The 13,122-nt window shown below is 64.4% G+C and carries 13 protein-coding genes; 8 read left to right on the forward strand and 5 right to left on the reverse strand.

Going from position 1 to position 13,122, the window contains the following annotated elements; translation table 11 throughout:
- Positions 1-166: 166 nt before the first annotated feature.
- The 3 genes from GL4_RS15950 to GL4_RS17860 form a co-directional block, all read right to left on the reverse strand.
- Entirely contained in the window at positions 167-1,120 is a 954-nt protein-coding gene (locus GL4_RS15950; RefSeq protein WP_045368982.1) for an acetyl-CoA carboxylase carboxyltransferase subunit alpha, read from the reverse strand.
- A gap of 171 nt (positions 1,121-1,291) precedes the next feature.
- The gene (locus GL4_RS15955) at positions 1,292-2,200 is read right to left on the reverse strand and encodes a site-specific tyrosine recombinase XerD (RefSeq protein ID WP_045368984.1); all 909 of its coding nucleotides are present in this window, start codon (positions 2,198-2,200) and stop codon (positions 1,292-1,294) included.
- Positions 2,201-2,308: 108 nt separating this feature from the next.
- Complete coding sequence (locus GL4_RS17860; protein WP_197539050.1) at positions 2,309-2,524, reverse strand: hypothetical protein; 216 nt, start codon at positions 2,522-2,524, stop codon at positions 2,309-2,311.
- A gap of 196 nt (positions 2,525-2,720) precedes the next feature.
- Here GL4_RS17860 and GL4_RS15965 point away from each other — a divergent pair, with 196 nt between their 5' ends.
- From GL4_RS15965 to GL4_RS15975, 3 genes are read left to right on the forward strand one after another with little or no spacing between them, the layout of a single operon-like run.
- The gene (locus tag GL4_RS15965; protein WP_045368986.1) at positions 2,721-3,338 is read left to right on the forward strand and encodes a shikimate kinase; all 618 of its coding nucleotides are present in this window, start codon (positions 2,721-2,723) and stop codon (positions 3,336-3,338) included.
- Positions 3,339-3,355: 17 nt separating this feature from the next.
- Positions 3,356-4,504: a 3-dehydroquinate synthase gene (gene aroB, locus GL4_RS15970; RefSeq protein ID WP_045368988.1), complete on the forward strand. Its 1,149-nt coding sequence runs from the start codon at positions 3,356-3,358 to the stop codon at positions 4,502-4,504.
- The gene (locus GL4_RS15975) at positions 4,501-5,823 is read left to right on the forward strand and encodes an HlyC/CorC family transporter (protein WP_045368990.1); all 1,323 of its coding nucleotides are present in this window, start codon (positions 4,501-4,503) and stop codon (positions 5,821-5,823) included. Before aroB ends, GL4_RS15975 begins: the two co-directional genes overlap by 4 nt.
- Before the next feature lie 6 nt (positions 5,824-5,829).
- Here the strand turns inward: GL4_RS15975 and GL4_RS15980 are convergent, their stop codons facing one another.
- Complete coding sequence (locus GL4_RS15980; protein WP_045368992.1) at positions 5,830-6,114, reverse strand: BolA family protein; 285 nt, start codon at positions 6,112-6,114, stop codon at positions 5,830-5,832.
- 179 nt (positions 6,115-6,293) lie between these two features.
- On the opposite strand from GL4_RS15980, the gene GL4_RS15985 reads away from it, so the two are divergent.
- The 4 genes from GL4_RS15985 to GL4_RS16000 all read left to right on the forward strand — a co-directional run bounded on the left by GL4_RS15985 (position 6,294) and on the right by GL4_RS16000 (position 11,009).
- Complete coding sequence (locus GL4_RS15985; RefSeq protein WP_045368993.1) at positions 6,294-6,917, forward strand: J domain-containing protein; 624 nt, start codon at positions 6,294-6,296, stop codon at positions 6,915-6,917.
- 104 nt (positions 6,918-7,021) lie between these two features.
- Positions 7,022-8,011, forward strand: a complete 990-nt coding sequence (gene cobS, locus GL4_RS15990; protein ID WP_045368995.1) for a cobaltochelatase subunit CobS — start codon at positions 7,022-7,024, stop codon at positions 8,009-8,011.
- Between the two features lie 49 nt (positions 8,012-8,060).
- Complete coding sequence (gene cobT, locus GL4_RS15995; RefSeq protein ID WP_045368997.1) at positions 8,061-9,962, forward strand: cobaltochelatase subunit CobT; 1,902 nt, start codon at positions 8,061-8,063, stop codon at positions 9,960-9,962.
- Positions 9,963-11,009, forward strand: a complete 1,047-nt coding sequence (locus GL4_RS16000; protein ID WP_052464715.1) for an esterase-like activity of phytase family protein — start codon at positions 9,963-9,965, stop codon at positions 11,007-11,009. It begins immediately after the preceding gene.
- 33 nt (positions 11,010-11,042) lie between these two features.
- Here the strand turns inward: GL4_RS16000 and rpmB are convergent, their stop codons facing one another.
- Positions 11,043-11,339, reverse strand: coding sequence for a 50S ribosomal protein L28 (gene rpmB / locus GL4_RS16005; RefSeq protein ID WP_045368998.1), 297 nt, complete (start codon positions 11,337-11,339; stop codon positions 11,043-11,045).
- A 241-nt stretch (positions 11,340-11,580) separates the two neighbouring features.
- Here rpmB and GL4_RS16010 point away from each other — a divergent pair, with 241 nt between their 5' ends.
- A complete protein-coding gene (locus GL4_RS16010) occupies positions 11,581-12,699 on the forward strand; it encodes a DUF3108 domain-containing protein (RefSeq protein WP_082025727.1) in 1,119 nt (372 codons plus the stop codon).
- Positions 12,700-13,122: the final 423 nt, after the last annotated feature.

Below are 13,122 nucleotides of genomic sequence, written 5' to 3' on the forward strand. Positions count from 1 at the left end.
CAGTGTGGAATAGCGAACGCGACGCGAACCCCGGCACGACCGGGCCGTCCCCACGGCCCAATCGTCTATCTATAAGGTTTTCACGTATCAGTTGGACCAAAAAGAGACTTCGGTGGGCCGAAGCGCGGTCGATACCATACAGTTATGCAGCTTAGGCTTCGCGCGCCTAAGCTTCCCGGCCCATAGCCATGAATTTCTCACGGCGCTCTTTTCGGATCTGGTCGGGCGTGTAGTCGTCGAACCAGGCGATGGCATTCGCGATGACGTCCCCGGCGGCCTGCAGGACGGCCTGCGGGTCGCGGTGCGCGCCGCCGACGGGCTCCGGGATGATCCCGTCGACAATGCCGAGCCTCTTCAGGTCCTGAGCGGTGATCTTCATGTTGGTGGCCGCATCCTGCGCCCGCGCCGAATCCCGCCACAAGATGGAGGCGGCAGCTTCGGGCGAAGCCACGGTGTAGATCGAGTGCTCGAGCATGAAGATCCGGTTCGCGGTGGCAAGGGCCACGGCGCCGCCGGACCCGCCCTCGCCGATGATCAGCGAAACGATGGGCACGCCGAGACGCATGCAGCACTCGGTGCTCCGGGCGATGGCCTCCGCCTGGCCGCGCTCCTCGGCGCCGATTCCCGGATAGGCCCCGGCCGTATCCACGAGGCTCACCACCGGCAGCGAAAACTTGTCGGCCAGTTCCATCAGCCGGACGGCCTTGCGGTAGCCTTCCGGGCGGGCCATGCCGAAATTGTGCTTGATGCGGCCCTCAGTGTCGGACCCTTTTTCGTGACCGATGACCATGACGGACCGGCCCGCAAGCCGGCCGATTCCGCCGATAATCGCCTCGTCCTCGGCGAAATAGCGGTCGCCCGCCATGGGCGTGAAATCGCGTACGAGATCCCGGACGTAATGGGTGAAATGGGGCCGTTCCGGATGGCGCGCTACCTGCGTCTTCTGCCAGGGCGTGAGCGCCGCGTAGGTTTCCTCGAGCGCTTCGCGCGCCTTGGTCTCGAGCCGCGTCAGCTCGTCGTTGATCGGGACGGAATCGCCGTCGGTCGCAAGAGCCTTCAATTCGGCGACCTTGCTTTCAAGCTCCGCGATCGGTTTTTCGAAATCGAGATAAGTACGCATGCAGCCCGGCTAAACCCGTTGGACACCCAAACCTGCCCTAATGCAGGTCATCCTAAAGACAGAAGGCGGGCATCCGTAAGACAAAAGAGATAACAACCAAATTCGGCCTTAAGTGGCCTCGACGCGAGGCCCTGTCAACTGGGACCCATTGGCTGGCATACCGCAACAAGTCTAACGCGGCTTCGTTAACCGCGCCTTGGCCAGCGGATGATGCTCCTCGACCAGGCGCCGCAGCCGTTCCTCGATCACATGGGTGTAGATCTGCGTTGTGGAGATATCCGCATGCCCCAGGAGTTGCTGGACCGTCCGCAAGTCCGCGCCTCGTTCCAGCAAGTGACTGGCAAAGGCGTGGCGCAACACGTGCGGCGAGACCCGCGCAGGATCGAGGCCTGCCGCTAGGGCTAAGTCCTTGAGTTCCTGACCGAAACGCTGGCGGGTCATGTGCTGCCCCCCGTCGCCGGTCGGGAACAGGAATGGCGAGGCCTTGAGGGCCGGCTCCTGCGCCAGGACGGCGAGATAGGCCGCGAGCGCTTCCCGCGCCGCATCGTTCAGCGGCACGAGGCGCTCGCGGCCGCCTTTACCCTTGATGGTCATGACGCGGTCGTCGACCGCCAGCACGTTGCGCGGCAAGGCCACAAGCTCCGAAACACGCAATCCCGAGGCGTACAGCGTTTCCAGGAGGGCATTCAGCCGGAACGCGCGGCGGCGCGGCGCGCCCTCGGCGGCCGTCTGGCAGGCCTCCTTGGCGGTACCAATCAGCGTCTCGACCTCGGCGAGCGACAGAACCTTGGGCAAGGGCCGTCCCCGCCGCGGACTGTCGATTGCGGAGGTCGGATCGTCCTTTCGCACGCCCTCACTCAACAGAAACCGGAAAAACTGCCGGATGGCCGAGAGCTTGCGGGCCCGCGACGTCGGCGCCAGCCCGTCGGCGGCCAGGACCTCGAGATAGCCGCGCACGTGATCTGCTGTGGCGGCCGACGCATCGGTCTTTTTGGCTGCGAGAAACGCGAGAAAACCGGAGAGATCACGCGAATAGGCGGCCACCGTATGGGACGCCGCCCCCCGCTCGGCCATGAGCATTTCCACGAACAGCGCGAGTTCCGAAGACGCTGTTGACGGCAAAGTGGGGCTCGAACGGGCCACGTTCACGCCCTCGCCGCGTTTCGGGGGCAAATCGGCCGGTAATGCCTACTGGGCGCGGTGGCTCGGCGGCAGCGCAAGAGAGGGTTCCTGCGCCGTGGCGGCCGTAGGCGAGACCGGCCGCGGCTCGGCCTTGAGACCCCGCACGGCCTTGGTGATTTCTTTGGGCTCTGGCTGAAAATACTCAGCGAGCACATAAAGGCTTCCAGCGACGACACCGGCAATCGTCCCTATGACCGCGAGGAAACGAAACAATGTTGGCATCGGGGCGCTCGTTTTCCTAATTATCGTCCAGTTTCGAACAGGGCCGCATTATGACTCAAAACGCCGCAGCACCTTAACCCCTCGCGAATCCCATCATGGACGATTCGGCGGCGCCCTGTCAGCATGGCCCCTTTTTAGCGGCTTCCGCTACCGACTTAAACGTCCGACGACTCCAAATGTCTTATGACCTAGTCTTATGCCTCACCGTAATGCCGAACCAAATAGCGACCGCGACCGGCAACTCGCGGAAATTCGCCGATCCTTAGGCGAAAAATCCCTCGTGCTGATCGGCTTGATGGGGGCCGGCAAGAGTGCCGTGGGGCGGCGCCTCGCGACGTCTCTCAACCTGCCCTTCACGGACGCCGACAGCGAGATCGAGGCCGCCGCAGGCCAGAGCATCGGCGAAATCTTCGCGGAGCACGGCGAGGCCTATTTCCGGACCGGCGAGCGGAAGGTAATCGCACGGCTCCTGGAAAACGGTCCGCAGGTACTGGCGACCGGCGGCGGCGCCTATGTGGATCCAGAGACCCGAACCGCGATCAAAGAGCACGGGATTTCGATCTGGCTCAAGGCCAACTTGCGCGTGCTCATGAAACGTGTCGGACGCCGCGACAACAGGCCCTTGCTGCAGGTGGACAATCCCGAGACCGTGATGAAGAGACTGATGGCGGAGCGGAACCCGGTTTACGCCCAAGCCGACATCACCGTGGAAAGCAAGGAAGCCCCCCACGAAGTCATGGTGAGCAGTATTATCGACGCGCTTTCGGCCCGGCTCGCTCAGGAGTCCGCCGGCGATCCGGCGAAGGCGCAATAAGAAACGGAAGTATTTTGGTGCAAACGCAGACAGCCCACGGAACGAACAACGGCGAGACGGAGATCCAGGTCGCGCTGACCGCACGCGGCTACCCGATCGTCATCGGCGAGGACCTCATCGCCGCCGCCGGTCAGCGCCTGAAGGCGTCGCTTGCGGACGCGCGCTTCGCCGTGGTGAGCGATGCCAATGTGGCCGCGCTGCATCTCGCGCAGCTCAAGGCCGGGCTCGAAGAGGAAGGCCTGTTCCTCGGTTCCGCCGTCGTCGCCCCCGGCGAGTCCAGCAAGAGTTTCCCCGTGCTCGCCAAACTGTGCGAGACGCTGCTCGAACTCGGAGTCGAACGGGGCGATTGCGTCATCGCGCTGGGCGGCGGCGTCGTTGGCGACCTCGCGGGCTTTGCCGCCTCGATCCTACGGCGCGGCGTCCGCGTGGTGCAGATGCCGACAACGCTGCTGGCCCAAGTCGATTCCGCCATCGGCGGCAAAACGGGCATCGACACGAAACAGGGCAAGAACCTGATCGGCACGTTTCACCAGCCGAGCCTCGTCCTGTCCGACATCGCCGTACTCTCGACCTTGAGCGACCGGGAGTTCCGCGCGGGCTATGCCGAGGTCGCCAAATACGGCCTCCTCGGCGATGCGCCCTTCTTCGCCTGGCTCGAAGAGAATTGGCGGGACATCTTCGCCGGCGACACGGCCAAGCGCCGCCATGCGGTAGAGACGAGCGCCCGCGCCAAGGCGGCCATCGTCATGGAGGACGAACGCGAGACGAGCGGCAAGCGTGCCCTGCTCAATCTCGGCCACACATTCGGCCATGCCCTGGAGGCCTTTGCCGGCTATTCGGATCGCCTGCTGCATGGCGAGGCCATTTCCATTGGCATGCGGCAGGCCTTCTCATACTCGGTCGAACGCGGCCTGTGCTCCGCCGACGACGCGGCCCGCGCCGAAGCCCATTTCAAGGCCGTCGGCCTGCCGACGGAGATCGCCGCCATTCCCGGCGACAAGCCGACGCCCGGCGAGATGCTGCGGCTCATGGCTCAGGACAAGAAGGTCAAGGGCGGCAACATGGTTCTCGTGCTGGCGCGCGGCATCGGAGAAGCATTCGTCGAGAACGAGGTCTCCATGCCCGAGCTGACAGACTTCCTTAAGCGGGAGTGCGCACCCCAATGACCCTGGCCCTGGGATTAACGCTTGGCGCGATTATCGGCCTTCTGATCCTCTCTGCCTTCTTTTCCGGTTCGGAGACGGCGCTGACGGCGGCGAGCCGCGCGCGCATGCATGCGCTCGAGGACGACGGCAACGCACGCGCGGGCCTGGTCAACCGTTTGCTGGACTCCCGCGAGCGCCTGATCGGGGCGCTGCTGCTCGGGAACAATCTCGTCAATATCGCCGCCTCCGCGCTCACCACATCGCTGTTCCTGTCCGTCTTTGGGGATGCGGGCGTTGCCTATGCGACCCTGGTGATGACGGCTCTGGTGGTCATTTTCGCCGAGGTGCTGCCGAAGACCTATGCGATCCTGAACGCGGACAAGATGGCGCTTGCCGTCGCGCCGGTGCTGAAGGTTCTGGTGGCCCTGCTCGCGCCGGTGACCGCGGCGCTGCAATTCCTCGTCCGACATACCTTGCGCCTGTTCGGGACGAATATCGACGACGACACGGACGTGTTGTCGGCGCATGAAGAGATCCGCGGCGCCATCGAGCTGCACCACAAGGAAGGCGGCGTGGTGAAGGGCGACCGCGACATGTTGGGCGGCGTGCTGGATCTGCGGGATCTGGATGTCTCAGACATCATGATCCACCGGACCAAGATGGTGGCGATCGACGCCGACCTGCCGCCCGCGGAGATCATCGATCAGGCGCTGCAGAGTTCACACACGCGCTTGCCGCTCTGGAAAGGCGAACGCGAGGAGATCGTCGGCATCTTGCATGCCCGAACGCTGTTGCAGGCGCTGCGCGATTCGCAAGGCGATGTCAGCAAGATCGACGTGATGGCGCTCGCAACCCCACCCTGGTTTGTGCCGGACACGACGACGCTCAAGGCCCAACTGGCGGCCTTCCTCAAACGGAAGGCTCACTTCGCCATCGTCGTGGACGAGTACGGCGAGGTGATGGGCCTGCTCACCCTGGAAGACATCATCGAGGAAATCGTCGGCGACATCACGGACGAGACGGACGTCGCCGCCACGGACGCGCAGCCGCAGCCCGACGGATCGCTGATTGTCGAAGGGCTCGTGCCGATCCGCGACGTGAACCGGCTCATGGATTGGGACCTGCCGGACGAGGAAGCAACCACCGTTGCCGGCCTCGTGATCCACGAGGCGCAGACCATCCCCAATCCGGGCCAGACCTTCAACTTCCACGGCTTCCGTTTCGAGGTGCTCCGGCGCCACCGCAACCGCATCACGCGCCTGCGCGTCGTCCCGCCGGACGACGACGCCGACGAGGCGGAGGCGAACGACGCCAAGCCGTCCGCAAAATCCGCGCCCTAGAGGCAGCTAAGCCGGCCGCTTCGCCGCATCCTCCGGCGTCAGCGCGGTGACGGCCAGCGCGTGGATCTTGCCCGACAGTTCTTCGGCCAGAACCGCGTTGACCATGCGGTGACGATCCAGCCGCGACTTGCCCGCGAACGCAGGCGACACCACGATAACGGAGAAATGGCTTTCGCCCGTGCCGGGTGAACCGGCATGGTGGGCATGGTGGTGGGAGTCATTGACGACCTGCAGCGCTTCGGGCGAGAAGGCCGCGGTCAGTTTTTCCTTGATGGTTTGTTCGACACTCATTCGGCTCGGCACTCTTAATCGCACGGAAGCAATCCCGTGAGAGGATTGCATCGGGGGAAGGGTTTGCGCGGTCCGCCGGCCTTCGGCGAACGCTTCGACTTAATCGGCCAGAGTACCGCCATTGTCATTGTCGAGCCATCCTTGTTGTGCCCAATAACGATTCCCATAATGCCGGTCACATGAAACTCGATTCAAAAATATTCGACCACCTGAGGGTCAAGCCCGACGAGGACCGCTTGCTGCGCGATACCGCGCCGAAATGCGAGTGGGAGGGCTGCGACAATCCCGGACTCTATCCGGCGCCGAAGGGGCGCGGGATGGAAGGGAAGTACCATCGCTTCTGTCTCGACCACGTGCGCGAATACAACAAGGGCTACAACTACTTCTCCGGCGTGCCCGACGAGGAAGTGGTGGCCCAGCAGAAAGCCGACCAGATCGGCGACCGGCCCACCTGGTTTGTCGGCGTCAACGCCTACGGCAAAAGCAAGGGGCGCGGCCGGGGGCAGCGCGGCGGCTATGGCTACCGTTTCGAGACGAAGGACCCCTTTGGGCTCTTCGGCGAGAGAGGCCCCGCGGGCGAAGCCCCGGGCAAGGTCAAACGGCCGCTGAAACGCCTCGAACGCAAGGCGCTCCACCAGCTCAACTTGGACGACGACGCCACTAAGCAGGACATCAAAACGCGCTTCAAGGAGCTCGTGAAACGGCTTCATCCGGACCACAACAACGGCGACCGATCCTCCGAGGACAAGTTGCGCGAAGTCATCCAAGCCTATAACTATCTAAGGCAAGCGGGGCTCGCATAGCCTGCGCCGCCACACTCCCGCGAAATCGCCATTTTGCAGGGGTCTCGGCGCCGTCCCTTACGACGCGATGCGCGCCCATCACCGATAAAGGTTCATCATCGACCATGACTCTTGAAACTGCGACGAACGACGCCGGGCTCCCGGATATGTCGGTCTCCGTGCGCCAAGTTTTTGGCATCGACACCAATCTTGAGGTGCCGGCCTACTCCCAGCCGGACGAGCACGTCCCGGATGTCGACCCGGACTATCTCTTCAACCGCGACGTGACCTTGGCCATCCTGGCCGGGTTCAAACACAACCGGCGCGTGATGATCCAGGGCTATCACGGCACGGGCAAATCGACGCATATCGAGCAGGTGGCCGCGCGGCTCAACTGGCCGTGCATCCGCATCAACCTCGACAGCCATGTGAGCCGCATCGATCTCGTGGGCAAGGACGCGATCGTCATCAAGGACGGTCAACAGGTCACCGAGTTCCGCGAGGGGATCCTGCCCTATGCCCTGCAGACCAACACGGCGCTCTGCTTCGACGAATACGACGCAGGCCGCCCCGACGTGATGTTCGTGATCCAGCGCGTGCTGGAAGTGTCGGGCAAGCTGACGCTGCTCGACCAGTCGAAGGTCATCCGGCCGCATCCGGCCTTCCGCCTGTTCGCCACCACCAACACGATCGGCCTCGGCGACACGAGCGGCCTGTATCACGGCACGCAGCAGATCAACCAAGGTCAGATGGATCGCTGGTCGATCGTCGCCACGCTCAACTACCTCCCCCACGACGACGAGGTCGAGATCGTCATGGCGAAGGTGAAGTCGTACGGGACCGAAGAGGGCCGCAAGATCGTGTCGAACATGGTCCGCGTGGCCGAACTGACCCGCAACGCCTTCATGAACGGCGACCTGTCCACGGTGATGAGCCCGCGCACGGTGATCACCTGGGCCGAGAACGCGGAGATCTTCGGCGACGTCGGAACCGCGTTCGCGCTGTCGTTCCTCAACAAGTGCGACGAGTTGGAGCGTGGGCTGATCGCCGAGTTCTATCAGCGCTGCTTCGGCGAGGACCTGCCGGACTCAACCGCCAATGTGGCGCTGAGCTAAGGCCGAGCCTCTCGGACACTCAAGCCCGCAGGACATCCAGGAACACGTCATGGCTGGACCGAAACGGAAAGAGGCGCCCCTCGATCCGTTCAAGCGCGCGGTAACGCTGGCGACGCGAGCGATCGCCGCCGATAGCGGCGTGGAGGTCGTGTTTTCGAACGAACCGCCCGGACTTTCCGGCAAGACGGCGCGGATCCCCGAACCGCCCCGCGTCCCGACGCGCGAGGAACTCGCCGCCATTCGCGGCCATGCGGACGCTGCGGCGCTCACGGTCTCTTGCCGCGACGAAGCGCTACACCGGCGGCTGGCCCCATCGGGCGGCGAAGCGCGGGCCGTGTTCGAGGCTCTCGAGCAGGCTCGCGTCGAGGCGATCGGCGCGACGCGGATGGACGGCGTTTCCCAAAATCTCGCCGCCCGCACCGAACAGCGTTATGCGCGCAGCCGCATCACCGAAGAGACGGAGCGCTCCGAAGCGCCCCTGCCCGATGCCCTCGCCTTGATGGTACGAGAACGCCTGACGGGCGAAGCGCCGCCCGCCCGCGCCCGGCCGCTCGTCAATCTGTGGCGCCCCTGGGTCGAGGAGCGCGCGAAGAGGCAGCTCGACCAGATGCAAGGGACCCTGCTCGATCAGGAAGCCTTCGGTCAGCTCGCGCGCGACCTCCTGACCGCGCTGAACATGGCCGACCAGCTCGACCAGGGCGAAGAGAACGAAGAGTCGACCGAGGACGGCGAGTCCGAACCGGATCAGGCCGAGGACCAAGGCGACGCGGCCGACGCGCAGGACGGCACGGAGCTCGCTCAGGAGTCCGAAGCCCAACCCGACGACACCGCCGAAGACACGTTGGAGGACCAAGAGGACGGGCCGACCGACCAGCTGGACGACGACGCGGACTCGGCCGATCTGCCGCGCCGATCCGATCCCTGGCGTCCCAACTTCTCGGTGCTCGATGACCCGTCTGCCTTCGGCTACAAGGTCTTCACGGACGAGTTCGACGAGATTGTCACCGCCGATGACCTGTGCGACGCGGACGAACTCGACCGGCTTCGCTCGTTCCTGGACAAGCAGCTCGTGTCGCTGCAAGGCGCGGTGGCGCGGCTCGCCAACAGGCTGCAGCGCCGGCTGCTCGCGCAGCAGGATCGCGGCTGGGACTTCGATCTCGACGAAGGCACGCTCGACGCTGCGCGCCTCGCCCGAATCATCATCGATCCCATGCACCCGCTGACCTTCAAGCAGGAACGCGACACAGAATTCCGCGACACGGTCGTGACCTTGCTGCTGGACAATTCAGGCTCGATGCGCGGCCGCCCGATCATGGTCGCGGCCTGCTGCGCCGACATTCTTGCGCGCACGCTGGAACGCTGCGGCGTGAAAGTGGAGATTCTGGGCTTCACCACGCGCGCCTGGAAAGGCGGACACGCGCGCGAAGCCTGGCTCAACGCCATGAAGCCGCCCTTCCCCGGACGCCTGAACGATTTGCGGCACATCATCTACAAGGCGGCGGACACGCCCTGGCGCCGGGCGCGACGCAATCTCGGCCTGATGATGCGCGAAGGACTGCTCAAGGAGAATATCGACGGCGAGGCGCTGGCTTGGGCGCACAAGCGCCTTCTGGCGCGGCCCGAGCAGCGGCGCATCCTGATGATGATCTCAGACGGCGCGCCGGTCGACGACTCCACCCTGTCGGTCAATTCGGGCGCCTATCTCGAAAAGCACCTGCGTCAGGTGATCCACGAGATCGAGACCCGTTCCCCCGTCGAGCTGCTGGCCATCGGCATCGGTCACGACGTGACCCGCTATTATCGCCGTGCCGTCACCATCACGGACGCGGAGGAACTGGCCGGCGCAATGACCGACAAGCTCGCCGAACTCTTCGACGAAGACGCCGCCCTTCGCGCGTTGCAACGCGCCAACCCGAGCGCCGCTCGGGCGAAACGGAAGGTGCTGCACTAGGTGCGGCTGATCACGGACAGGACCACGGCGGCTCTCGCAGCGGGGCTCGCCGGCATCGCCGTTCTGTATCTCAGCGCTTCCGCATTGTTGGCGAAGCCCACCACGCCCCTGTCGGGACCGACGGAGACGCGCGTCTCCGTGGTCCCCATCACCTTCGATCGCGACGACCCGAAGAAGACGCGGTTCGGCAAGCTGATCTATCGCGGCGGGCTCAACCTCTTCGCCCGCTCGGTGCATTTCGGCGGCTACTCGGCGCTCGCGCTCGATCCGTCCGGGACGACGCTCCTGGCCTTGTCAGACGCGGGCTCGTGGATGCGCGCGACACTTGTTTATGACGGGAGCCGTCTTGCGAGCCTGTCGAACGTCATGCTCGGGCCCATCCTCGACCAGGACGGCAATCCTTTGAGCTCCGAGAACCGGCAGGACGCGGAAGGCATGGCCCTTCTTTCCGGCGACACGCTTCAGGGAAGCGCCCTCGTCTCGTTCGAGCGGGATCACCGCATCATGCGCTATCCCTTCACGCCCGACCGCTTCGGGCCGCCGAACGGGACCGTTCCGCTGCCCAAGGCTGCACGCGCCATGGGCTCCAACCAAGGGCTCGAGGCGATCGCCACGATCCAGTCGGGGCGGATGCAAGGGACGGTGGTAGCGCTGCCGGAGTATCTGCGAGACCGGGCCGGCAATTTGATCGGCTGGCTGATCGGCGGGCCGTCTCCCGGTGCGATCACGATCCGCCGGCTCAAGGGCTTCGACATCACGGATGCCGCTGGATTGCCCGATGGCGGGCTGCTGCTCCTGGAGCGGCGCTTCCGCTACAGCGAAGGGGTCAAGATGCGCATCCGGCGGATCGCGCCTGCTGACCTCAAGCCCGGCAAGCTGATCACCGGCGAGACGCTGCTCGAGACCGACGACCTTCTGAATATCGACAATATGGAGGCGATTGCGGTCCACCGCGCGCAAGACGGCGCGACCGTCCTGACGCTCATGTCGGACGACAATTTCAGCGCTTTTCAGCGCTCGCTGATCATGCAGTTTACGCTGCCGTAGGGTGACGCGGCGAAGTGGCGGCGGCGAAAGCCTCTAAGAGGCCGCCTGCGCCTCGGTCGCCTTGGCGATCTCGCGCTTCAGGCGGCGCGCCTTTAGCGAGAGTTCGTCGTCGCCGGCCTTGAGCAGATAGGCGTCCAGGCCGCCACGGTGCTCGACCGAGCGCAGGGCGCTGGCGGAGACGGTGAGGCGGACAGCCTTCTTCAGAGTATCGCTCTGAAGCGTGACATTGCTCAGATTCGGCAGGAAGCGGCGCCGCGTGCGGCGCTTTGCATGGCTCACATTGTTGCCGGTGAGCACGGCTTTGCCGGACAGCTCGCAGCGACGGGCCATGGTCCTTGTCCTTCTAACGAAAATCTTGTGAATACCTGCCGCAGCTCGTGACGTTTCACAAGCGCGAGGCTCAAGGCCGGGACATATACGGGGATGACCGTTTTCGGTCAAGGTGCCATACGCTTTTCAGCCATTTGCTGGATTTTCCACCTGTATTGGCCGAATTGACGAATCCGACTAATCCTGCTCACTGGCCAGTCAAGAGATAAGGTGGCCGGGGGGCCAGGAGGGACTGCGATAGATGCGGGTCGCACGACACGTCTTGAGTATTGCGGCCAACGTTGCGGCCGTGGCCGCACTGGTCCTGGGCATCGCCGTCTTGGCGTTGGTCGCGCTGGACGCGTCTCCCAACGGCATCGCGCAGGCCGAGACCGGCCCCGAAAGCCCGCCGCCGGACGCGGACAGCGATTTCGGCGCCCGCGGCTCGATTCTGGACGAGAGCGAACCCTTCCCAATCGAAGGCCTCTACAGCGACAAGAACAAGCCGGGGGACGAAGACGCCCCGCCAAACGCAGATCTGCCGGACGCGGGAGAATTCGCGGAGCCGAACCTGGAACCCGAGCCCGCAGAACCTGAACAAAGGGCCGGCCCGGTCGACACCTCGGCGCGCTTCCAGGCCGTCTACAATGTCAGCCTCGGCCGCTTCAACCTGGGCAATTTCACCATCTCGGGCACGGTGCAGAACGGCCAGTACGCCTTGCGCGGCAACGGCACCTTCTCGGTGCTGAAGGGCTGGGTCTTCAACTGGCAGGGCAAGCTCCACGGCTCGGGCGAGGCCACCACCGATGGCGCGAACCCCCGCTCCTATTCGTTCACCCAGAGCGACGGCAAATACCAGGAGCGCCTCAGCATCGATTTTGGCGACGGCTATGTGCAGTCGGTGAAGATCTGGCCGAAGCCCCGCCCCTATCCCGGCGAGATCAAGGTCACGAAGGAACAGGTTCAGCACGTGGTGGATCCGCTCTCGGGCGCGTTCCTGACCGCACGTTCCAACGACCCCCGCGCCGATCTCAGCGTCTGCAACGAGGTGATCCCCGTGTTCGACGGGCGCTCCCGTTACGATCTGGTCCTCAGGCCGAAGAAGCGCGTGATGGTGCAGAACCGGGGCAACGGCAACTACTCGGGGCCGGCCGCGGTGTGCCAAGTGAAGTTCGTGCCCATCTCCGGCTATCCGCGCGGCGACCCGGGCATCGAGGAGCTGCGGCAAGCCAACGGCATCGAAGCCTGGCTCGTCCCCTTGCGGGGCACGGGCATGTACGTGCCCTACCAGATCACGATCCCCGCCTTCGGGGGCTACACCGCCGTGGCGGTGGCCACGTCCATGCGCGCCGGCCGCGCCGGCCGCGCCGAGGCTCGTTGAACCACTTCGTGGTCTGCCACTCCTCGGCCTGTAATGGCGTGCCGCACCGGCGTGGTTAACGCGCGACCCCCAAAACACAACATGTCGTAGGGAACGGCCCGCGAAGATTTACGAACCCCTGATTCGTCGCCGGTCTGTTCACGGTGTGAGCTTGCCCGTTATCGGCCTGAACCCTGCAGAAATGCTAGATTTAGGGGCTACTGAGTGAAGAAGCCGTGCCACCGGAAGCCCTTTGAGGAGAGCACGCTCAAGGAGCCACAGTTAGCGAAGTTGGCGAAGAGGAGCTTTGTGGACAAACGACGATGACGTGAAAAGTTCAGCGGGTTGAGTCACTTAAAGGATGTGCATAGACCTGTGGACTACCTTGGGACGGGAGGGGATTCCCTTTTGAAAAATAATGAGTTATGGATTTCGCGTGCACAG

The sequence above is a fragment of the Methyloceanibacter caenitepidi genome (assembly GCF_000828475.1).
Lineage (GTDB): Bacteria > Pseudomonadota > Alphaproteobacteria > Rhizobiales > Methyloligellaceae > Methyloceanibacter > Methyloceanibacter caenitepidi.